16 protein-coding genes, 1 pseudogene and 1 CRISPR repeat array are annotated in these 23,450 nt (G+C 47.2%); of the genes and pseudogenes, 12 read left to right on the top strand and 5 right to left on the bottom strand.

The features are described 5' to 3' along the window. Positions 1 to 14: 14 nt before the first annotated feature. Together E2B99_RS02980 and radA are read right to left on the bottom strand one after the other, a co-directional pair. Positions 15 to 1,019, bottom strand: a complete 1,005-nt coding sequence (locus tag E2B99_RS02980; protein WP_134243498.1) for a Tim44 domain-containing protein — start codon at positions 1,017 to 1,019, stop codon at positions 15 to 17. Positions 1,020 to 1,240: 221 nt separating this feature from the next. Continuing rightward, a complete protein-coding gene (radA, locus tag E2B99_RS02975) occupies positions 1,241 to 2,647 on the bottom strand; it encodes a DNA repair protein RadA (RefSeq protein WP_134243497.1) in 1,407 nt (468 codons plus the stop codon). Positions 2,648 to 2,955: 308 nt separating this feature from the next. Here radA and cycA point away from each other — a divergent pair, with 308 nt between their 5' ends. From cycA to cas2, 8 genes are all read left to right on the top strand, one after another. Next, a complete protein-coding gene (gene cycA / locus E2B99_RS02970; protein WP_430981440.1) occupies positions 2,956 to 4,362 on the top strand; it encodes a D-serine/D-alanine/glycine transporter in 1,407 nt (468 codons plus the stop codon). Between the two features lie 137 nt (positions 4,363 to 4,499). After that, the gene (cas3, locus tag E2B99_RS02965) at positions 4,500 to 6,785 is read left to right on the top strand and encodes a CRISPR-associated helicase Cas3' (RefSeq protein ID WP_134243496.1); all 2,286 of its coding nucleotides are present in this window, start codon (positions 4,500 to 4,502) and stop codon (positions 6,783 to 6,785) included. 125 nt (positions 6,786 to 6,910) lie between these two features. Further along, positions 6,911 to 7,660 (top strand): type I-C CRISPR-associated protein Cas5c, encoded by a 750-nt coding sequence (gene cas5c / locus E2B99_RS02960; RefSeq protein ID WP_240687705.1) that lies wholly within the window; start codon positions 6,911 to 6,913, stop codon positions 7,658 to 7,660. After that, complete coding sequence (gene cas8c, locus E2B99_RS02955; RefSeq protein ID WP_134243495.1) at positions 7,657 to 9,501, top strand: type I-C CRISPR-associated protein Cas8c/Csd1; 1,845 nt, start codon at positions 7,657 to 7,659, stop codon at positions 9,499 to 9,501. The genes cas5c and cas8c overlap by 4 nt, the downstream gene beginning before the upstream one ends. Positions 9,502 to 9,542: 41 nt before the next feature. Beyond that, positions 9,543 to 10,415: a type I-C CRISPR-associated protein Cas7/Csd2 gene (cas7c, locus tag E2B99_RS02950; RefSeq protein WP_240687704.1), complete on the top strand. Its 873-nt coding sequence runs from the start codon at positions 9,543 to 9,545 to the stop codon at positions 10,413 to 10,415. A gap of 68 nt (positions 10,416 to 10,483) precedes the next feature. Then, complete coding sequence (gene cas4 / locus E2B99_RS02945; protein WP_134243494.1) at positions 10,484 to 11,101, top strand: CRISPR-associated protein Cas4; 618 nt, start codon at positions 10,484 to 10,486, stop codon at positions 11,099 to 11,101. A gap of 13 nt (positions 11,102 to 11,114) precedes the next feature. Further along, a complete protein-coding gene (gene cas1c, locus E2B99_RS02940) occupies positions 11,115 to 12,146 on the top strand; it encodes a type I-C CRISPR-associated endonuclease Cas1c (protein ID WP_134243493.1) in 1,032 nt (343 codons plus the stop codon). Positions 12,147 to 12,158: 12 nt separating this feature from the next. Further along, positions 12,159 to 12,452: a CRISPR-associated endonuclease Cas2 gene (gene cas2, locus E2B99_RS02935; protein WP_134243492.1), complete on the top strand. Its 294-nt coding sequence runs from the start codon at positions 12,159 to 12,161 to the stop codon at positions 12,450 to 12,452. Between the two features lie 194 nt (positions 12,453 to 12,646). Next, a CRISPR array of direct repeats spans positions 12,647 to 16,584; the repeat unit is 32 nt; unit sequence GTCGCACCTTATACAGGTGCGTGGATTGAAAC. Between the two features lie 45 nt (positions 16,585 to 16,629). Here the strand turns inward: cas2 and E2B99_RS02930 are convergent. Continuing rightward, on the bottom strand, positions 16,630 to 17,559 hold the full coding sequence (locus E2B99_RS02930) for an MBL fold metallo-hydrolase (protein ID WP_134243491.1): 930 nt from the start codon (positions 17,557 to 17,559) through the stop codon (positions 16,630 to 16,632). A 214-nt stretch (positions 17,560 to 17,773) separates the two neighbouring features. Further along, positions 17,774 to 19,306, bottom strand: coding sequence for an FAD-dependent oxidoreductase (locus E2B99_RS02925; protein ID WP_134243490.1), 1,533 nt, complete (start codon positions 19,304 to 19,306; stop codon positions 17,774 to 17,776). A gap of 460 nt (positions 19,307 to 19,766) precedes the next feature. On the opposite strand from E2B99_RS02925, the gene lptM reads away from it, so the two are divergent. The 4 genes from lptM to E2B99_RS02905 all read left to right on the top strand — a co-directional run bounded on the left by lptM (position 19,767) and on the right by E2B99_RS02905 (position 23,322). Then, a complete protein-coding gene (gene lptM, locus E2B99_RS02920) occupies positions 19,767 to 19,979 on the top strand; it encodes an LPS translocon maturation chaperone LptM (RefSeq protein ID WP_134243489.1) in 213 nt (70 codons plus the stop codon). An 82-nt stretch (positions 19,980 to 20,061) separates the two neighbouring features. Continuing rightward, positions 20,062 to 21,309: a diaminopimelate decarboxylase gene (lysA, locus tag E2B99_RS02915; protein WP_134243488.1), complete on the top strand. Its 1,248-nt coding sequence runs from the start codon at positions 20,062 to 20,064 to the stop codon at positions 21,307 to 21,309. 45 nt (positions 21,310 to 21,354) lie between these two features. Next, a complete protein-coding gene (dapF, locus tag E2B99_RS02910) occupies positions 21,355 to 22,230 on the top strand; it encodes a diaminopimelate epimerase (protein ID WP_134243487.1) in 876 nt (291 codons plus the stop codon). A 207-nt stretch (positions 22,231 to 22,437) separates the two neighbouring features. Then, a complete protein-coding gene (locus tag E2B99_RS02905) occupies positions 22,438 to 23,322 on the top strand; it encodes a tyrosine recombinase XerC (protein ID WP_134243537.1) in 885 nt (294 codons plus the stop codon). A gap of 16 nt (positions 23,323 to 23,338) precedes the next feature. Here the strand turns inward: E2B99_RS02905 and E2B99_RS02900 are convergent. Next, a pseudogene (locus E2B99_RS02900) lies at positions 23,339 to 23,450 on the bottom strand (IS982 family transposase); the annotation flags it as partial.

The raw sequence follows: 23,450 nt of genomic DNA, 5'->3' as shown, positions 1-23,450 counted from the left end.
AAACAGCACTAAACTTAGTTTTGCTGAATACCCGCCACCAGCCATTCACTGCTGTTGGCAGGTTTTACAAAATGCCAGGTTTCGCTAAATGGCACCGCCTGCGCATTCAAGGTTTCACTCACTGTTCCACTAAATTGCACGCTGGCAAAGTACTGACCATTTTCCGTGCCGCTTTCGACCACTTGCGCATTGAGTTGCGGGAATTCTGCCAGTTCATCGTTGGACAGGATATCACTGCGAATCGCCGCATACATGTCAGGCGTAAAATAACGGCGAACCTCTTCAATGTTGCTGCTGCTGTTCATGGATTGCAGGTGCAGGAACTTGGCACGCGCCTGACGCAAAAATGCTGCCGGTTCAGTTCCATCAGGAAGTTGCTGGCCACTGGAGCTATATGCACCACCTGCGGTTGTACCTACGCTTTGACCAAAGATATTGGTGTTATCGCCGCCGGTAGAGAATGGACGCGAGCTAGGTGATGGCGCTGCATTGGTGCGACCAAATGGCCCTCCACTGTTCGGGGCAAAAGGGTTGCCATTAGCAGATGCTTTTTTTGCAGACAAGCGTCTAAACAGGAAAAATGCACCAATAGCCAGAATGGCGATCCACAACCAGCTAAAACTGCTTTTTTGTTCAGCTTGTGCTGCCTGTGCATTTTGCTGTTGCGCTGTTGTTGCATCAGGAGAAGCTGCTGCATCACGAGAGGTGGCCGGATCATTGTCATTAGCCAGCGCGTTAGCAGCCACGGCACCAACCGCAGCACCTGCCACACCCGCCGCAACCATTGTACCTACACCGGGGCCAGAGCGCTGTGGCTGGACAGTACCCTGTTGTACGGGCGCAGCAGTTTGGCGGTTCTGGTTATAACCCTGATTATAAGAAGACGATGAGCTACTGCTATGGCTACGGCTCATGCCATAACTTTTACCACCGCCCATCCGTTTTGCTTCAGCAAGCGGTGACAAAACCAAAGTCGTCATCATCAACGCTGCCACGACACCATGCTTATTGATTTGCATCTGCAATTTCCTGCTTTTTAGATTATCAAGTTTAAATCATCAAGTGATAAACCATTAATGTAGTGCTGGCCCCTGAATTTCAAGCAAACACTTTGTTCTGGAATTGTTGTTGAAGTGCATTAAGCCAGCCTTAAAAGCAATCAAATAGCACACAATTAAGGCGGGTTAAAATACTGGCTTAAGCCTATACCAGCCGGTTTAACTGGCTATCACTGCCTGAATTAACTGTCCAGTTGCAGGGCGGCATCCAGTGCTTCATGCAGGCGACCCACTGCAATTACATTCAGGCCTTTGACAGGCTGCTGGGGCATGTTGGCACGTGGCACAATGGCGGTTTTAAAGCCATGCTTGACGGCTTCGCGCAAGCGTTCCTGACCATTGGGTACCGGACGTATTTCACCAGACAGGCCCACTTCGCCAAAGACTGCCAGATGCTGTGGCAAGGCCTTGCCGCGTAAACTGGAGGCTACAGCCAGCAATACGGCAAGGTCAGAACCAGTTTCCATGACCTTGACGCCACCCACCACATTAACAAATACATCCTGTCCGGTAGTTTGCACGCCACCATGCCGGTGCATTACCGCCAGCAGCATGGCTAGGCGGTTTTGATCCAGACCCAGTGCTACACGCCGTGGCTGACCATGCGCATCGTCCACCAGCGCCTGCACTTCTACCAGTAGCGGCCGGGTGCCTTCACGGCTTACCATCACAATACTGCCGGGAATGGCTTCATCATAACGGCTTAAAAAGATGGCGGAGGGATTGGGCACTTCACGCAGGCCGCGATCCGTCATGGCAAACACGCCGAGTTCATTTACTGCACCAAAACGGTTTTTGACCGCACGAATCATGCGGAAGCGTGAGTCAGATTCACCTTCAAAATACAGGACGCAATCCACCATGTGTTCCAGCACACGCGGCCCCGCCAGTGCGCCTTCTTTGGTGACATGACCGACCAGAAACAAGGCGGTGCCGGAATTTTTGGCATAGCGCGTGAGCAGGGCAGCCGATTCACGGATTTGTGCCACGCCGCCCGGTGCAGATTGCAGGCTTTCGGTATACAGGGTTTGAATGGAGTCCAGTACGGCAACAGCGGGTTTTTCCTGTGCCAGCGTAGCGCAAATGGTTTCCACACAGGTTTCGGCCATCACGCTTAGTTGATGGGTAGGCAAGTCCAGACGTTGGGCACGCAAGGCTACCTGTGACAGTGATTCTTCACCCGTCACATACAGCGCGCGCGTAGTATTTTCTGTGGCTGAACCAGCCTGTTCTGCCATGTGAGTCATGGTTTGCAGCAAAATGGTGGACTTGCCAATACCGGGATCACCGCCGATCAACACCACTGAGCCTGTGACCAGCCCGCCGCCCAGTACCCGGTCAAACTCACCAATACCAGTGCTTAGGCGGGTTTCACGTGCCATGCTGATTTTATTGAGCTTGGTGACACTACTGGCTTGGCCTGCATAGCCGCCAGCCACGATGCCCGCTTTGGCACGATGGGTTGAGGCCGCTTCTGGCTTGCTTTCAACCAGACAGTTCCATTCGCCGCAATCGCTGCACTGGCCAGACCATTTGGGATGAATCGTGCCACATTGCTGGCAAGCGTACTGGGTTTTGACTTTGCTCATTGTGTCCATTTTTTTAATAAATGAGGCTTATTTTAGCGGGTTTTAATCTGCAAAAATGGATTTTAATGCAAAATGCGTCGTGATCTGACGTCTTTTGAGGGAGTAAGCCTGCGATAAAATTAAGCAATGTGTCGTATGGCAGGTTGTATCGCCGGGCACTTCATTGTTAAATGTGCAGGCTTATTTTTGCCTTACAGCCATCAGGGATCTGCAAGCATCAGCATGGCATGATGATAAAAAATCATAGGCTGGTATTTTAGGAATATAGTTTGCTTGGGTAAGGCGCAACAACATTAGGGAACCTTTTCATGATGTCGCACGATGATGCCGTAAGCCAATCGTCGCCAGACCATTTGCAGCGTAAATTACAGAACCGTCATTTACAGCTCATTGCAATTGGGGGCGCCATTGGTACCGGCCTGTTTATGGGTTCAGGCAAGACCATTAGCCTTGCTGGCCCATCCATTATTTTTATTTATATGATTATTGGCCTGATGGTGTTCTTCGTGATGAGGGCACTGGGCGAGTTACTCCTGTCAAATCTGCAATATAAGTCATTTGTGGATATGGCGTATGACCTGCTGGGGCCATGGGCCGGGTTTTTTACTGGCTGGACCTATTGGTTGTGCTGGGTCTCAATTTGTATTGCCGACCTGACTGCCATTGTCAATTATCTAACCTTCTGGCTACCGGAAGGCACGCAGTTTACCCCACTGGGTGGCGCTGCCATTAGTGCAGGCTGTGTGCTGTTCCTGATGGGTCTTAACCTGCTGACCGTCAAACTGTTTGGTGAAGTGGAGTTCTGGTTTGCCCTGATCAAGATTGTTGCCATTGTTGCGTTGATTTGCGCCGGGTTATACATGGTGCTCACCGCATTTACCTCGCCCAGTGGTTCAGTTGCGTCCCTCACCAATTTGTGGACAGATGGCGGCATGTTTCCCAATGGGTTAAAAGGTTTTCTGGCTGGATTCCAGATAGCCATTTTTGCCTTTGTCGGGATTGAACTGGTGGGAACGACAGCAGCAGAAACTAAAGACCCGGAAAAGAATCTACCCAAGGCAATTAACTCTATTCCGGTTCGCGTCATTTTGTTTTATGTGTTGTCGCTGGTGGTGGTTATGTCAGTGACCCCATGGCGCTCTGTAGTGCCGGATAAAAGCCCATTTGTGGAATTGTTCCTGCTGGCAGGGATTCCGGTGGCGGCTATTGTGATGAATCTGGTGGTGTTGTCATCAGTGATGTCCTCGATGAATAGCGGGATTTTTTCCACCAGTCGTATGCTGTTTGGACTGGCAAAAGACAAGCAGGCGCCCAGCTTTTTCGAACGTTTGTCCAGTGTGGCTGTTCCTGCCAATGGCCTGATCTTTTCCTGCGTGCTGATTATGTCCGGCGCATTGCTACAGTACTTTGTACCCAATACCATTACTGCATTTACCCTGGTCACTACACTGTCCACCATTTTGTTTATTTGCGTGTGGATTATTGTGCTGCTGTCCTATATCAAGTACCGCAAGACCCGTCCGCAGCTGCATGCAACTTCTAAATTCAAGATGCCCGGCGGTGTTGCCATGTGTTATGTGGTGATTGCATTTTTTATTTTTACCGTGTTTATTCTTACACTGGAACCAGATACGCGGCAGTCGCTGATTGTTAGCCCGATCTGGCTGGTGATTCTGGCGCTTAGTTATCTAATGATGAAACGCAAGCCGGTTTAAAGCATGACTAAACAAAAAGACCAGTCCCTGTGACTGGTTTTTTATGGGCGACATTTTATGACGTATAGATATTGCTAAAGCTGGTTGATGTGATAAAACTAGTAATTGTGAAGAAAAGATGAATTAAGGGAATAACTATGGAGTTTTATGCCCACTCTACCTCAGACCCTAATAAAACAAATTGGCAACCCTTAATCGATCATTTAACAGTGGTAGGCAAAATAGCTGAACAATCCGCCCAGTCTATTGGTTGGGCTCAACTTGCTAAAGCTATTGGTTTGTTACATGATCTAGGGAAATATTGTCAGGAGTTTCAGGAGCGTTTACAGGGTGATCCGAAATCTGTTGATCATGCAACTTGGGGTGCAATAACAGCATTTAAAAAATATGGCAACTTGGGGCAACTTATGGCCTACGTAATTGCTGGCCACCATGCTGGATTAGCCAATGGAATACATGAGGACACAGCACGTTTAACTGAGCTTGAGCGGCGTTTGAATAAAGAAAAAGAAGGCTCACTTCCTGTATTGGCTGAACAATGGAAATCTGAAATTGAGCATTTGCTACCAGTTAAAATAGAGATGAACCCCTTTTTTAAAGTAAAAAATGATGCAATAAATTTTCAGCTCATGTTACTTGCACGTATATTGTTGTCCAGTTTAGTAGATGCAGATCGGCTAGATACAGAGGCTTTTGCTTTACAGGCTGAGGGAAAACAGCCAGCGCCGCGCGGAAATTACCCGACTTTAATATCTATTAAGAAAAAGTTTGATCAATTCTTATCAGGTTTACCTAACCGAACTGATATCCAACAAAAGCGGAATGTCATTCTTAAAACTGTACGAGAAAATGCGGCTTTTGAACCAGGACTATTTAGCTTAACGGTTCCTACTGGGGGAGGTAAGACCTTTACCTCTATGGCATTTGCACTTGACCATGCTGCACTAAAAAATAAACGCAGAATTATTTTTGTTATTCCATTCACGAGCATTATTGAACAAACCGCAAGTGTATTTCGAAGGGCGCTGGATGAGGAGTTTGCAGAGGCTATCATTGAACACCATAGTGCTTTCAACGAGGCCAAAATTTCTCAAAAGACTGCTCATATTGATAGTTTGACTAAGCTAAAACTTGCTCAGGATAATTGGGATGCACCTATTATTATCACGACTGTGGTGCAATTCTTAGAATCATTATTTTCTAGCAAAACCAGTCCCTGCCGAAAACTACATAATATTGCTAATAGCGTCATTGTGATGGATGAGGCGCAAACCCTGCCACTTCATTTACTACGTCCTAGTTTGGTTGCAATTGATGAGCTTAACCAAAATTATGGTTGCTCTATTGTCCTATGCACAGCAACACAACCTGCAATTCGAAAGGTAGACGGTTTTTTAGATGGCCTAGAGAATGTACGGGAGCTCGCACAATCCGCTGACATTCAACCCCAAGCTTTATATGAACAGTTCCGTCGTGTCACTATTAAGCATATTGGTGCGCAAAATGACGAGAAACTTATCGAAAGAATCAGCCAGCACGAGCAGATTTTATGCATAGTAAACAATCGGAAGCAGGCGCGTGAGTTGTATCGGGGTATTGCAGCACTGGAAGGAAGTTTTCACTTATCAACCTTTATGTGCTCAGTACACCGCAGCCAGGTTTTGCAGGAAATTCGCGAATATTTGGAGAAAGGCCAGCCTTGTCGGGTGATCTCTACCTCATTAATTGAGGCGGGTGTAGATGTTAGCTTTCCCCATGTGTTACGTGCCGATGCTGGCCTGGATTCTATTGCCCAAGCCGCTGGCCGTTGTAACCGTGAAGGTAAGTGGGAAATAGCCTGTAGCTTAGTTGAGGTATTTACACCCCAAGATCATAGTATGCCAACAGAGTTGCAAGCTTTTGCTTCAACCATGCAAGAGATACTACGACTGCCAGATTATGCAATAGACCCTCTAGGTATTAAAAGTATACGTAAATATTTCGAATTACTTTACTGGCAAAAAGAATCAGGTACTAACAGCCTGCTAGATCGGGAACAGATACTTACTAAAGTCAAAAATAGCAAAATTAATAGTTTGCCATTTGATTGGGTCGATCAAAAATTTAAGCTGATTGAAAGCACAATGTGCACCGTGATTGTTCCGTTTGATGCCAAAGCAGAAGAGTTGATCGAGAAATTAAAAGCGCTTCCAACTTTCCTAAGCGTCGGCAAGATTGCACGGCAATTACAGGTCTATACCGTGTCCGTACCTGAACGCGTTGCCGCTGATTTAGTCAAGGTTGGTGCACTGCAATATATACAGCCTGAACGCTTTGGCCAGCAATTTCTGGTGCTGGATACCAGAAGTATGTATACCACTGATGTGGGTTTCGACCCAGACCGTGAGCCACTATTACTTTCAGGAATGGAGTGTAATTGGTAATTTTTTAAATTACTGACGTTTATAGGAATAAAATTATTGAAGCATGTAATGAACATAGGTAGGCTGGTTTGAGTTCGCCTTCTTTTAGAGGCGTGGATTGAAACCGATAAACGTCAGTTAGAGTGATGCAAACAGCCAGTGCATTGGTGGCTTTGGTCTCAGTGCACGGGCAATTTAAAAATAAAAGAGCGAGGGAAATTATGGCAAGAAAAAGAGTTATTTTAAAAGTTTGGGGAGATAACGCATGCTTTACTCGCCCAGAGATGAAAGTTGAGCGAGTATCTTATGATGTGATGACACCATCAGCCGCACGGGGAATTATTGAAGCCATACATTGGAAACCTGCTATTCGGTACGTAATTGAACGGATTCATGTTTTAAATCCTATTCAATTTGAAAATATACGGCGGAATGAGGTAGGTTCAAAGCTGGCTACCACGAGCATTAGCAAAGCACAAAAGACGGGTAATCTTGCTGAGGCTGTTACATTTATTGATGAGGACCGGCAACAGCGTGCTGCGACAGTACTACGTCAAGTTGTTTATGTGATTGAGGCCTCCTTTGAAATGACAAAGCAGGCAGGTGCAGACGATAACCTCAACAAACACTTTGAAACTTTTAAGCGTCGGGCACAAAAAGGTCAATGCTTTCAGCAGCCTTGTCTAGGGAATCGAGAATTCCCGGCTTATTTTGAATGGATTGACCAAGTAGCCGATATTCCAAAAAGTAGCCTGCCTGAACTCGATCGCAACAAAGACCTCGGCTATATGCTATGGGACATAGATTATAAAAATAAGCATCAAGCCCGCTTTTTTCGTGCCCGGCTTGAAGATGGTGTGTTGAATGTGCCTCCATTTGGGGAGACACTACAATGATATTACAAAAACTAAATGATCTATATGAGCGATTAAACGAACAGGGAAAGGTCGCCACTAGGGGTTACGCAGTTGCCAAAATTGATTTTTGTCTAATATTAAATCAGGCAGGAGAATTAGCAGCGATCAATGATTTACGTTTACCTGATAAACGCCGCTCGGCCTTAGAACTAATTGCGCCACAAGGCCAAACTCGTACAGTTGGGATTAAGTCCAACTTTTTATGGGATAAAACTGCTTATGTGTTAGGAGTAAGCACGACCAGTAAGCGTAGTCAGGAAGAGCATCAGAACTTTAAAAATTTACATTTTAATGCTCTGGCACAAAATGAAGATTTGGGCTTACAGGCTTTGGTGAGTTTTTTACAAGAATGGCAACCTGAGCACTATACGACGCATCCTGTTATTCAACCCTTTACAGAGGAACTAATCGATAAAAATGTAGTGTTTCGTCTGGAAGGTGAAACCCTATATTTGCATGATAGGCCAATAGCTAAAGACATCTGGGCTAGTTTGCAGGCCGAAGAAACTTCTGTGATTGGGCAGTGTTTAGTTAGTGGTAGGCAAGCTCCATTAGCACGTCTGCATCCAGCAATAAAGGGCGTGGACGGAGGGCAATCATCTGGTGCAATGATTGTTTCGTTTAATAAAAACTCGTTCGAATCGTTTGGAAAAACGCAGGGTGAAAACTCACCTATGAGCGAGCAAGCTACCTTTGCCTATACAATAGCATTGAACTATTTACTACGGCGCAGTGAAGGAAATCAGCAACGTCTAAAGATCGGTGATGCGGTTACCGTATTTTGGGCGGAGGCTAATAATGCAAGTCAGGCTGAACAAGCAGAACTATTCGTTGCTGCATTATTTGCACCTCCGCCACCAACTGATGAGCAGGAAACGCAAAGTCTTTCTGGTTTAATTAAACAAATTGCTAGTGGTAGACCTTTATCAGCTATACGACCCGATCTAGACCCATATACTCGGTTTTATATTTTGGGTTTATCTCCTAATGCAGCCCGTATCAGCGTCCGCTTCTGGCAGCAGTCTACGCTTGGACAGTTAAGCGAAAGAATCTCCGAGCATTATCAGGATTTATATCTGGAGCCTATCCCGTGGCGGACGCCACCAAGCATAGCTTCACTTACGCTGGCTACTGTTCCGCACCGTGCAGGACAGAAACCTAAATTCGATGATGTTTCCCCTCTACTTGCTGGCGATTTAGCAAGAGCTATTTTTACTGGGCAACGCTATCCACAAAGTTTATTGGCACAACTGCTACTGCGGATGCGTAGTGATGGGCAAATTACTAGCTTGCGTGTGGCACTGTGCAAGGCAGTAATTAACCGCGCTGCCCGCTTAAGCCAGCAGTTTGATCTACAAACAAAAAACCATAAGGAGATACCTATGAGCCTAGATGTGACCGAAACCAATCCGGCCTACCGACTGGGGCGGTTATTTGCTGTATTAGAAAGTATTCAGCGTAAAGCGCTTGGAGATAGCGTGAACGCGACTATACGCGACCGTTATTGGGGAGCAGCCTCAGCAACGCCCGCATCTATTTTTCCGATGCTACTTCGAAATGCTGCTAACCATTTGGGCAAGATACGCAAGGAAAATCCGGGATTATCCAGTTTTTTTGACTGGCAAATTGGCGATATTGAACAAGGCTTGAGTACAAGCTGGCCAAAAAGTTTAAACATGAATGACCAGGGCCGCTTTGCTATTGGTTATTATCATCAAAAGTGGACGAAAACTATCAAAACCAAGGAAGGCGAGGAAGTCAAAAATGAGATGGCCGAATCACTTCCTGTGAATGACGGTATGAATAATACCGAAGAGTAATCTCCAATCGAAACTATTTTTATAATTCAATTCAGGAAGCAATGATGACTGCCATTACCAACCGCTACGATTTTGTTCTATTATTTGATGTTACCAACGGTAATCCCAATGGTGATCCTGATGCCGGTAACATGGCGCGCCTGGATCCTGAAACTAATCAGGGACTGGTTACAGATGTTTGTATCAAACGCAAGGTACGGAACTTTGTTGAATTAACGCAGGATGACCAACAAGGTTACGCCATCTATATGCAGGAAAAGGCGGTACTTAATAACTTTAATAAGAAAGCTTACGAGGCATTAGGCCTTGAACCAGATACCAAAACAAAAAAACTGCCTAAAGATGCCGACAAGGCAAAAGCCCTAACTAAGTTTATGTGTGACCATTTTTTTGATGTGCGGACTTTCGGTGCAGTAATGACGACTGAGGTAAACACTGGCCAAGTGCGTGGCGCGGTTCAACTAGCTTTTGCGCGGTCAATTGACCCTATAGTGCCGCTTGAAATTTCAATTACCCGTATGGCGGTCACCAATGAAAAGGATGCCGACAAAGAGCGGACAATGGGGCGCAAGCATATTATTCCTTATGGCTTGTATGAAATGCATGGCTTTATTTCTGCTCCATTGGCGGAGCGAACAGGTTTTAGCGAAAATGACTTGGAAATATTTTGGCAGGCTTTAGAGCAGATGTTTGAGCATGATCGTTCTGCGGCAAGAGGCGAGATGACCACACGAAAACTTGTGATATTTAAACATGAAAGCAAGTTAGGCAATGCGCCTGCACATCAGCTTTTTGAGCGTGTCAAAGTTGAGCGCAAAGAAGGTGTGGAGAGTACGCGTGCCTATACCGATTACAACATCACAGTTGACCATGCAGGCAAACCAGAAGGGGTAGAAATTATCGAGCGGCTATAAATTTAAACCCTGCCTATAAATGAGATTCTAATGGGCAGGGTTTATTTTAGTTTAAAAGGACACATGGTATGGAAACCATTTATCTATCGCGCTTGCAGCATTATTTATACTGTCCACGCCAGTTTGCGCTAATCGAACTTGAAGATATCTGGACAGAAAATTATTTTACTGCGTCAGGTCAGGTATTGCATCAGCGGGTTAATCAGCAGGATCAGCAAAAACGCGGCAAAATCCGTACGGCGTGGGCATTGCCTTTAGCCTCAGAAAGACTAGGTATCGAAGGGGTAGCCGATGTGGTTGAGTTTCATCGGCAACCTGATGGTTCCGAGTTGCCTTATCCAATTGAGTATAAGCGCGGCAAGCCCAAATCGCATCAGGCGGATGAAGTACAACTTTGTGCGCAAGCTTTATGCCTGGAAGAAATGCAGAATGTGGTTATTCCTCAGGGTGCATTATTTTATGGAGAAACTCGCAGGCGGCAAAATATAGAGTTTGACCAGCAACTGCAGGACTTAACTCTAAATACCATTCAGGCCTGCCGTGAGATTGTGAAAACCGGCAGCACACCAGCCGCTATATTCGACAGTAAAAAATGTCGCGCCTGTTCGTTGATTGAATTATGCCATCCAAAAAAATTTAAAAAATCAGCGAGTTTATGGTTAGCTAAGCACTTACAGGCAGAATAAATAGGGAAATTAAATGCGACCATTGAGAAATACCATCTACGTGCAAACTCAGGGTGCATGGATTCATAAGGATGGTGAAAATCTGGTAATGAAGCTGGGTGATGAAACCAAAGCACGCGTGCCTATCCATAAGCTAGAGGGGCTGGTGTGTTTTGGCCAGATTACTATTTCGCCTTATTTAATGGAGCATTGCGCTAAAAACGGTATAACTATTACCTTGCTTAACCAGTTTGGAAAATTTCTGGCGCGGGTAGAAGGCGCGGTCAGTGGCAATGTATTGCTCAGGCGCAGGCAGCATCTCACTGCTCATAGCTCAACCAGCAGTATTTTGATTGCACAGAGTATGCTAAGTGGCAAACTTTATAACCAGCGTGCAGTAATACGGCGCTATCTACGTGATTATGCCGAGCAGCTTAACAGTATAGATATTGCCCAGCTCGAATATGCGGATAAGCGCATGACGCGGTGTCTTGGGCAATTGGTTGATTGTGCCAGTATTGATGAGCTCATGGGGCGAGAAGGCGAGGCCGCTACAGTTTATTTTGGTGTGTTCTCTCATCTAATTCGCCAGCAGGAATTTGAATTTTTAAACCGTCAGCGACGTCCACCAAAAGATCCTGTCAATGCGTTATTATCATTTAGTTATACCTTACTAACACATGATTATCGTTCGGCTCTAGAAACAACAGGCCTAGACCCGGCATGTGGTTTCTTGCATCAGTTAAGGCCAGGTCGCCCATCCTTAGCGTTAGATATGGCTGAAGAATTGCGTCCCATGATTGACCGTTTTGTGTTGTCATTGATTAATAAAAAGCAAATTTTACTAAAGGATTTTGAAAGCTGGCCAAATGGTGCAGTCACGTTGAAAGATGACGCCCGCAAAACTTTTTTGGCGGCTTGGCAAGCCCGTAAGCAGGAAACATTGTTGCATCCGTGGTTTGAAGAAACTGTGCCATTTGGCTTAATCCCTTGGCTACAGGCACAAATTTTAGCGCGTCATTTACGTGGCGATGTAGACAGCTATATTCCATTTTTATGGAAATAGGAGAATGCTGTAATGATGGTACTGGTCACTTATGATGTGAGCTTAAAAGATAGTGAAACAGGGGCAAAGCGCCTACGTAAAATTGCAAAATTATGTCGCGATTATGGCCAGCGGGTGCAATACTCAGTATTTGAAATTGAGGTTGACCCTGCTCAATGGGTGAGCCTTAAAAGTCGGTTACTCAACGTCATGGATGAATCCTTAGATAGCCTGCGGTTCTACTACCTAGGCAGCAACTGGGAGCATCGGGTTGAACATATTGGGGCAAAACCAGCATTTGACTTAAACGGCCCACTTATTTTTTAAGCAGGTAAATAGCAGTGCGCGAATCCTAAGCGGGCATAAAATTGCTAGGGTTTTCGCAAATCGGTTAAGTGTTTGAAATCATTATCGTTATGGGGGAATATTTTTACTTTATGATTAGCTTTGCATTTCCAATCTCTACTATTCGCAAAAATTGCAGTTTTTTGCCTTTGCTATTAGTAGGTTAAGAGAATGCTGTCGCACCTTATACAGGTGCGTGGATTGAAACATCTTGCCATTGCCACCAAACAGCTTGGCTAAGCCGTCGCACCTTATACAGGTGCGTGGATTGAAACCATCATTCCAGACCAAAGTGCCTTTATCATTTGTCGCACCTTATACAGGTGCGTGGATTGAAACTGGCATTGTTGGGGGGGTTCACCCCAGTGGCACGTCGCACCTTATACAGGTGCGTGGATTGAAACATTTTGTGTTGATGAAATGGAATGGCTGGATAGTCGCACCTTATACAGGTGCGTGGATTGAAACCGGCTGGCTGACGTGATTGTCGTGCATCATACCGGTCGCACCTTATACAGGTGCGTGGATTGAAACTACGATATTGTCACTCGATACAATTGGGGCGCCGTCGCACCTTATACAGGTGCGTGGATTGAAACAAAACTGAATGTTCCACCGCCAGTTATCAAAACAGTCGCACCTTATACAGGTGCGTGGATTGAAACGAGCAAGTAGTTTTGTCGGCCAGCCGCACGACCGTCGCACCTTATACAGGTGCGTGGATTGAAACTGATTCAGCCAGATCACTACATGGCACAGGCAAAGTCGCACCTTATACAGGTGCGTGGATTGAAACTGGCAATACAATCACATTAAGAGTGCCTTGGGCAGGTCGCACCTTATACAGGTGCGTGGATTGAAACACCAAAGCCCGACGACGTGTATAACGCTGGCGTCGCACCTTATACAGGTGCGTGGATTGAAACCATGTAGCGAAAGCCACCAGATTCATGCGCCAGTGTCGCACCTTATACAGGTGCGTGGATTGAAACTGCTGTACCAGTACCCAAGCCAACCCCGAAAGCGTCGCACCTTATACAGGTGCGTGGATTGAAACTTATAATCCACCCGGTCCCACGTTAAATTAATAGTCGCACCTTATACAGGTGCGTGGATTGAAACATCAAGACGAGGCTGGATAACAACCTGTGGATGTCGCACCTTATACAGGTGCGTGGATTGAAACCGTAAACCTGACCAGATTATCCAGCCTTGGATGTCGCACCTTATACAGGTGCGTGGATTGAAACTAGCTTTAACTGACCATAAGCCGCTGTATGGGCGTCGCACCTTATACAGGTGCGTGGATTGAAACATTGTCAGAAGCTGCGGCATTAGCAGTTGATAGTGTCGCACCTTATACAGGTGCGTGGATTGAAACAGGCTGTCCTGTGCGTATTTCATGCCGCGCACGTCGCACCTTATACAGGTGCGTGGATTGAAACTTAAATGTGGCTATCAAGCTAGAGGAAATGATGTCGCACCTTATACAGGTGCGTGGATTGAAACCTGCTGAAGCATTCCAGATCAGTACCACTGGCAAGTCGCACCTTATACAGGTGCGTGGATTGAAACAGCAGGTCTGGTGCGGGTTTGCCGTCTTTAGAGAGTCGCACCTTATACAGGTGCGTGGATTGAAACATTTTATAAATACATGGTTTGGCTCTGGGCGCAAGGTCGCACCTTATACAGGTGCGTGGATTGAAACGATTAAGGGGGTTTTATGGCCGTTGCAGAACAAGTCGCACCTTATACAGGTGCGTGGATTGAAACTGATAGCTGGCTGGCGTATCAGAACGAATTTGTCGCACCTTATACAGGTGCGTGGATTGAAACCGTGCTGGTGGACGAGAACGATCAAGACACGGTGTCGCACCTTATACAGGTGCGTGGATTGAAACTGCTCAGTCAGTCGGTCACTGGAGCGTGCTATAGTCGCACCTTATACAGGTGCGTGGATTGAAACACCCTGGATCAAAGCTTTGTAAACGTCCACAGTCGCACCTTATACAGGTGCGTGGATTGAAACTCACTCGTTTAGCTAAACGCGCCGCATAGGCGCAAGTCGCACCTTATACAGGTGCGTGGATTGAAACGATGATGGCAGCGCGCTGGTTGCTGATGATGTGCGTCGCACCTTATACAGGTGCGTGGATTGAAACCTGAATGACGACCTATGGCAGAAGCGCACTGACGTTAAACCGTCGCACCTTATACAGGTGCGTGGATTGAAACAATAATGGCCATAGCCTTGTCATAATCAGCATGTCGCACCTTATACAGGTGCGTGGATTGAAACGTGGCCATCACCAACACTCAACATACGACTGGGTCGCACCTTATACAGGTGCGTGGATTGAAACCAACTTGGAGGATGATAAGGCAACAGCGGATAGTCGCACCTTATACAGGTGCGTGGATTGAAACCAGATGGTGAACTGGCAAGCCTGGGCAATCCGCAGTCATGTCGCACCTTATACAGGTGCGTGGATTGAAACCTTGATAATGGTGCCATCCGGCATACGCACGAGTCGCACCTTATACAGGTGCGTGGATTGAAACAGATCAAGAGAGCATACAGGCATCTGTGATGTTGTCGCACCTTATACAGGTGCGTGGATTGAAACTTTTGCTACGTTTATCCGCACAAATCCTACAACAGTCGCACCTTATACAGGTGCGTGGATTGAAACCTGCGCTTGCCACCGTTCGGGCTGTGGTGCAGGTCGCACCTTATACAGGTGCGTGGATTGAAACTGGTGCTATGTGCCATTGGGCGGCTTTCATGGCGTCGCACCTTATACAGGTGCGTGGATTGAAACCCGCACTTTTGGCGAGCGTGATTATTTTAAAAGTCGCACCTTATACAGGTGCGTGGATTGAAACCTGACTACTCTTTGCTTGTCCTACTCGTCATTGTCGCACCTTATACAGGTGCGTGGATTGAAACATATCAAACCCCTGTAAGCAGCCATAAAGAACGTCGCACCTTATACAGGTGCGTGGATTGAAACAACAGCGGGCTTTTGCTCGCTATTGATGACAAACGTCGCACCTTATACAGGTGCGTGGATTGAAACGCTGGTGAGTGTTGGTGCTTGCGGGGATTGCTCGTCGCACCTTATACAGGTGCGTGGATTGAAACATTTCACTATCAAGCTTGGCCATTGCTACTCTTGTCGCACCTTATACAGGTGCGTGGATTGAAACAGGTGCACTGGGCAAATTAATGGTTGTATCAAGTCGCACCTTATACAGGTGCGTGGATTGAAACCCGTAGCACTTCACCAACATGAGGTGGATTAAGTCGCACCTTATACAGGTGCGTGGATTGAAACTTAGCTTTGGACTTTGTATCAGTAATTGGATTGTCGCACCTTATACAGGTGCGTGGATTGAAACAGCATCTGACATTTGTTTGCCAGTACCACCAGCAGTCGCACCTTATACAGGTGCGTGGATTGAAACACACATCGCCCCTGAATACCAAGTGGGGCGCTGTCGCACCTTATACAGGTGCGTGGATTGAAACCTATCAGTATAGGGCGCACAAATGCCACTTACAGTCGCACCTTATACAGGTGCGTGGATTGAAACATTGCCAGATTTTCCGCGCATGATCTGGGATTTGTCGCACCTTATACAGGTGCGTGGATTGAAACACGACAGCCTGGCAATAAATCTTCAAAAAATAAGTCGCACCTTATACAGGTGCGTGGATTGAAACATTTTGGTGAAGCTGAAATTACTAACTTTGACAGTCGCACCTTATACAGGTGCGTGGATTGAAACACCATCTGGTCAAATTGCTGCATGATTGCATCATGTCGCACCTCATGCAGGTGCGTGGATTGAAACAGGATGCAATCTATACCCAGCCTTAACCTCATGTCGCACCTCATGCAGGTGCGTGGATTGAAACATAAAACGCCCACTATAGAAATACTTATACTAGTCGCACCTCATGCAGGTGCGTGGATTGAAACAGAAGTTGCGACACTTGTAGATTTTATTAGTCGTCGCACCTCATGCAGGTGCGTGGATTGAAACATAAAGTCAGGTAATTCAGGCTCAGACTGCATGTCGCACCTCATGCAGGTGCGTGGATTGAAACTGTAGGGTTCGCTACTGTCAGGTTTGTTATTACTAATGCAAGCTACTAAAACCAGGCCTTACCCAAAATGGGCATCACCACGGGTTCACAGCCAGCAGCCCGGATTTCCTCAATCATGCCCGGCATATCGACTTGTGGCAGCAGGTCTGGCGTGTCATGGATGGGTGTAACCATGCTGTCCCAGTGGCAGGGAATAATCCACTTGGGTTGCAGCAAGCGCACCACATCCTTCACATAATTGGGGCGATAATGGCGACCAATCGCACACAGGCATACAATATCGGCTTGCATACCTGCCAGTTCAGATTCAATGAAATCGGCAGAATCAATATGCACCACTTTAAGATTGCCCGTATCCACCAGCCAGTTTAAAACCAGTCCATGCTTAAGCTGGTAAAAGCGTGGCGGCCACGGCGGTGGCTCGTTCATGTCGCCCGGCAGTGGAATCCGGCCAAACGCAGCCTTGCCATGGATGGATGGCAGGCCACGAACCTGCCAGCTCCCGGATTTAATAGTTTCACGGCCTTGGGTTTCTACCAGTTGCACATCCGGTAAGCCTGCTGCACGCCCGACCATAATGGTAGCCGTCGAACCAATCAGGCGTGCCCCGGTAGAGCGGCAAAGCTGTGGCGCATCCAGAATATGGTCATAATGTGCATGGCCAATCAGCACGTCATCGGCTTCAGGAATAAGCTGTTCAATCAGGGCAGTATTTGGCAATAAAGGCTGGCTCAAAGATTGCCACAGTGAAGGGCGGCTTATGTAGGGATCAAGTGCAATAATGCGATCCTGACTTTTTAGTACAAAACCTGCCGTGCCCAGATACAGAATTTCCAGCGTGCTGTTGGTAGATTTTGCAACGGGTGTATACCAGCTGGGCTCCGGTTGATTCAGTAAACGGCTTAAGAGGGTTTTCTTTTTGCTGGTGTCACGGTTCCCAGATTGGCTTTTGACTGACCTGATTTTGCTAGACATGACAATCCCTGTGGTCCCTGATCTAAGTAGTATTTTATTTGAAAATCTTGGTTGTTATAGCATAGTTCACGCGCAATTGAGCAGTGATAAGTTTTTAGCAATGATGAATTTTCAACTGTAAAAAAGCCAGCAGATGAACTGGCTGGCTTTTGATTTACAGCTATTAATTTTAGCTGGCTGATTGTTTGCCTGAAAGAATATTCAATCCGAAAAACTACTCAACCGGATCAAGGTCTTTATTGGCTGGCCCCTGAATGAGCTTGCCACAGGCATTAAAGCGCGAGCCATGTAGCGGACAATCCCATGTTTTTTCCGCATTGTTCCAGCGCACCACCCCTTTCCAGTGGGTACAAATGGCACTGCACTGATGAATCTTGCCTTCATCATCTTTATAAACCGCGATTTTGCGTAAGCCCTTGGACATAATGGCACCTTGTCCATGATCCAGTTCGTCAGGTGAGCTAATTTCGCCAGAACGTAAATAATCGGCAAATTGCAGGTTGGCATTAATCCCTTCTTTCATCATGGTTAGCATGGCTTCTGGATGCAGATTACGCCGTGATGGATCGTAGAGTTCAGCCCATGGATTGTTGCGTCCCAAAATCAGGTCAGTCACTAGTATGCCGGCAATAGTACCGTGTGTCATGCCCTGACCAGAATCGCCAGTGACCATATATACCGATTTCTGAAAAGGGGTTAGGCCAATAAATGCCAGTGAATCCATGGGTTCTGCATACTCGCCCGACCATTGGTACACGCGGTTCTCAACATTGGGAAAATGCTGCTTTGCCCATTTTTCCAGATTGTCAAAATGCTTGTTTTCGGCATTATCTTGTCCGACCTTGTGATCCTCACCGCCAATAATCAAAAGATCATTTTTACCGGCAGGACTGGAAGCAGACCGCACATAATGATAACCCGGTGTTTGCGTATCCCAGTACAGGGTAGGGGTAAAACTGTTGGGTGGAATACGCACACCAATGGCATAGGTCATGTATTGCGCCTGTTTTAGCGAAAACTCCCGGCTGTGCATGGGACTATTGGTCGCCACTACAATATGTCTGGCTTTGATGGTGGTGCCATGTGCTGTTTCGACATAAGGCTGGCTTTCATCATCCTGTATCTTGCTAACATGAGTGCCATCATATAAAAGTCCGCCTTTGGCCTGAATGGCCTTTGCCAGTCCGGCCACATAAGCCAGCGGCTGAAATTGACCCTGGCGTGGAAAGCAAATGGCCGGGCCAAGTTGGGGCTGCTGTGGCGGAAAATCAACTTTTTGTGCATCGGTAAAACCGGCGCGTTGTGCTGCCTCAAGTTCTTTATCCAGCTCATGGCTGTCTTCAGTGGTATGGGAAAACAAATACCCATCAACACGTTTAAATTCGCAGTCAATGTTTTCATGCAAAACAATTTCTTCGATTTTATCAATCGCGCGGGTATGACTTTCCGCAGCAAGCTGGCTGCCGGTTTCACCAAACAGGCGCTCCAGCTTGTAAAAGCGGTCATCCAGTGCACTAAATAAATGCGCTGTGGTCCGTGAGGTCATGGTACCGCCAATTGGATCATCATCCAGTACCACCACTTTCTTGCCGGCCTGGCTTAGCATATAAGCCACCGACAGGCCACTAATCCCTGCGCCAACGATACAGACATCAACAGTCATGTCGGGGGCTTGCTGGCCATTAGCCGGAATGGGTGGCTGAATATCCTGCCAGAGTGAGGTGGTTGCGCCATTTGAATCGTGCATTGTGCTACTCCTGTGCTCGGGCTTGGCCTGCTGTCCTAAAACGGTTGGCAGAGCGGTTACCTGGGCATGATTTGGTTGGTTTAGTCGGGTTGGTTTAAAAAGGTTGTGATAACGCTGATTCGGTGAATTCTTGCCTTCAAACAGTCATTAATTTGATTAAATTCTGTGCGTTGCCAATACAGTGCATTCTAGTTTTAAAAGAACTGCTCTGTCTTTTCAGTCAATAAAGTGCGCATTCCCTGTCAAACTCTGTAAGTTTGGTTATTTTATGCAAGTACAATCGCTGGTCATAAAAAGTTTCTGGATAGATAAACAGGTTTTTATGGGGTTATCGTGATTAGGGCCAGAAGGACGGCATCCTGTCAAAGCTGTGAGTGCCGAGTTTGCTGAAAAACCGTATCTATGGATTTTGCTTGAGTTATACTACTGCGTAATTTTAGAATTATTTTAAGGAACCACCATGCGCATAGGCTTTTCTTCTGCCTTGCTTTGCCTGACAGCTCTTGGGCTGGCCGCCTGTGGGCAAAAAGGGCCTTTGATCCTGCCTTCTGATCATGCTGCCAAAGACAGCAAAGCCATTTATTTGATTAAGCCGAAAAAGGCCAATGGCGAAGTGCAGCCCAACCCGCAAACTGATTTTTCAGATGAGCCGGGCACTACAGTCACCAATTAATGTCTTCGTTTTAATGCATAATTTTTAGCCATCGGCTTTTAAGCATTTATCCCTTTCGTTTTTTAGAAATAATAGGTAACTCATGAGTTTTGAGCGTATTGCAGGCGTTTTGCATGCGGAGCAGGTATCACTGGCAGAAATTGCAAAAGCCCACGGCACCCCGCTATATGTGTATTCGCGGGCAGCCCTTGAACGGCACTATACAGCCTTTGATGAAGCGTTTGCGTTTATTGACCATCAGGTGTGTTTTGCGGTCAAGGCCAACTCCAATATTGGGGTATTGAATGTGCTGGCACGTCTGGGTGCAGGCTTTGATATTGTCAGTGGGGGCGAGCTGGCGCGTGTGCTTGCCGCAGGAGGTAATCCGGCCAAAGTGGTTTTTTCCGGACTTGGCAAAACTGAAGCTGAAATTGAACAGGCGCTAAAGGTTGGTATTGCCTGTTTTAATGTGGAATCCTATGCCGAGCTGGCCCGCATTGACCGCGTGGCCCAGCGTTTGGGCGTAAAGGCACCAGTGTCCTTAAGAGTTAACCCTGATGTGGATGCGCAAACCCATCCGTATATTTCCACGGGTCTCAAAGAAAACAAGTTTGGCGTGCCTAGCGATACTGTGTATGACACTTACCAGTATGCCGCCAGCCTGCAAGGTCTGGATGTAGTTGGCATTGATTGCCATATTGGTTCGCAGCTCACCACCACCCAGCCTTTTGTAGATGCGCTGGACAAAATCATTCAAATGATTGAACAGTTGAAAGCGCAGGGTATTCATCTTAAGCATATTGATATTGGTGGCGGCCTTGGCGTGCGCTATAACGATGAAACCCCACCAACCCCTGCCGAATATGCCAAAAGCCTGCAACCTGCCTTAAGCAAACTGGGCCTGAAAGTATATATGGAACCCGGCCGTGCCATTAGTGCCAATGCTGGCGTGTTGCTGACGACTGTGGATTTGCTAAAGCCCACCGCGCACCGTAATTTTGCGGTAATTGATGCAGCCATGAATGACCTGATCCGTCCGTCGCTGTATCAGGCCTGGATGAATATTGTGCCGGTTGCAGCACCACGCGAGCAAGATAGCAAGCAGTGGGACCTGGTGGGTTCGATTTGCGAAACCGGGGATTTTTTGGGCAAAGAGCGCGAGCTATCCTTGCAGGAAGGCGATGTGCTGGCGGTGATGGGTGCAGGGGCATATGGTTTTGTAATGAGCAGTAACTACAACACTCGCCCGCGTGCGGCTGAAATCATGGTCGATGGCAGCAACATGCATGTGGTGCGTCAGCGTGAAACCCTGCAAGACCTGTGGCAACTGGAAAGCTGCCTGCCGGAATAAGCACTTTTTAACAAATCACTGTGGCAATACCAAACGGAGAACACAATGCGGATTCAATTTAGCAAGATGCATGGGCTGGGCAATGACTTTATGGTGATTGATCTGGTAACCCAGCGCATGCCGCTGCATCCTGAACTCATTCGCCGTTTGGCACATCGCAATTTTGGCATCGGCTTTGACCAGATGCTGATTGTGGAAGCTCCTGAGCGGCCGGATGTGGATTTTAAATACCGTATTTTTAATGCCGATGGTTCGGAAGTAGAGCAGTGTGGCAATGGCGTGCGCTGCTTTGCCCGTTTTGTGCATGAGCGTCACTTAACCAAAAAAGCCAAAATCCGGGTGGAAACCAAGAGCGGCGTGGTGGAGCCAGAAATCAATAATCAGGCCTGGGTACGTGTCAATATGGGCGAGCCGCGCTTTTTGCCGGACGATATTCCGTTTAAGGTTGAAGAACAAAGCCCGCAGTTGCCAGACAGCTATCCGGTAGAGGCACTGGGTCAAACGGTTGAGCTGGATGTAGTCAATATGGGCAATCCGCATGCAGTGCTGCTGGTGGATGATATTCATACAGCACCTGTAGACACCCTTGGCCCTGTACTGGAATCGCATGTGCGTTTTCCACAACGGGTCAATGTCGGCTTTATGCAAATTGTGAACCGGGGCGAGGTACGTTTGCGCGTGTTTGAGCGTGGCGTGGGCGAAACCCTAGCCTGCGGTACTGGCGCCTGTGCCGCCGCAGTGAGCGGGATTCGCCGTGGCCTGCTTGACCCGGAAGTTCGCGTTTATCTGGCGGGCGGCCCTTTATTAATTCAGTGGCAACCTAATGACGTAGTATGGATGACCGGGCCAACAGCAACCACCTTTGAAGGCACTTTTAATCCCTATGACTTCTATGTTCCTGAGCAAAACGAGGAGCAGTAGTTCTCCAGATTTCTTGCGAAATTCTTATTATTTCTTTTGGCAAGTGGGATGATAGACATTGCTTTGCAAGAAGGATTTTTTATGGTTTCGCAACAGGGCTTTTTTAAGGATAACTGAGTGACCCAGCAGGATTTAAGTTTTTCAGAAACAGATCAGCCTGAAAAAGGTTCTGTACAGGACAATGTATCTGAGCTTGTGCGGCAATGGATGCAAGCCCTGGTCCGCATGAATTTGTCTTTCCATACCCGAAAGGCCTATCAGCGTGATCTGTTGCAATTCACCGTGTTTTTATCTTGTAAATCTGTTGGATTGCAGCAGGTCAGCCATCATACCTTGCGCCAGTTTGCCGCCCAGCGCATTGAAGTAGACCGCATTTCCAGCAGCAGCCTGCAACGTGAGCTGTCTGCGGTGCGCAGTTTTGCCGACTGGCTGGTTGAGCAGGAAATTATTGCGCAAAACTTTGCACTGGACTTTGCTATTCAGCGTCCCAATCGTCCGCTGCCCGGTATGCTGGATGCGGAAATCATGCCGCAGATTCTGGATCAGGCTGCGCCAGAAAAGGAGCGTGATGCACAACTGTGGTGTCGGGATAAAGCCATTCTGGAGCTGTTTTACAGCAGTGGTTTACGCTTGTCCGAGCTGGCCAAACTCACCTTGGCGCAACTGGATCTGGCGCGTGGCTTAGTGTCTGTCGTTGGTAAAGGCAATAAAACCCGTGTGGTGCCAGTGGGTAGCAAAGCCATTGAAGCGCTGCAAGCCTGGCTGCAATTACGTAGTAGCTGGGTTGCATCTGAAGAGGATGCGATTTTTGTCAGCGAGCGTTCCGGCAAGGGCTTAAGCACCCGGCAAATTGAACGCCGGGTGAGTTTGCAGGCTGAGCGGGCAGGCATTAGTCAGCACTTGCATCCGCATTTGTTGCGACACTGTTTTGCTTCGCACTTGCTGGCCAGTAGTGGCGATTTGCGTGCGGTGCAGGAATTGCTGGGCCATGCGGATATTAGCACCACGCAAATTTATACCCATCTGGATTTTGAGCATCTGGCGAAAGTCTATGACAGTGCCCATCCACGGGCGCGCAAGAAATCATCCTAGCTAACCCGAATCGTGCTTAAGCCGATGATTCCTTAATTTGAATTGTTGGCTTATTTTGATGAGTGAGTTGATATGCACATAGTGAGGCGTAAATTCCACTCAGAAATCCATGAAGACTACGTGCTCTA

Source organism: Alkanindiges illinoisensis (assembly GCF_004377485.1).
Lineage (GTDB): Bacteria > Pseudomonadota > Gammaproteobacteria > Pseudomonadales > Moraxellaceae > Alkanindiges > Alkanindiges illinoisensis_A.
This window is presented reverse-complemented; position numbering and strand designations above follow the sequence as displayed.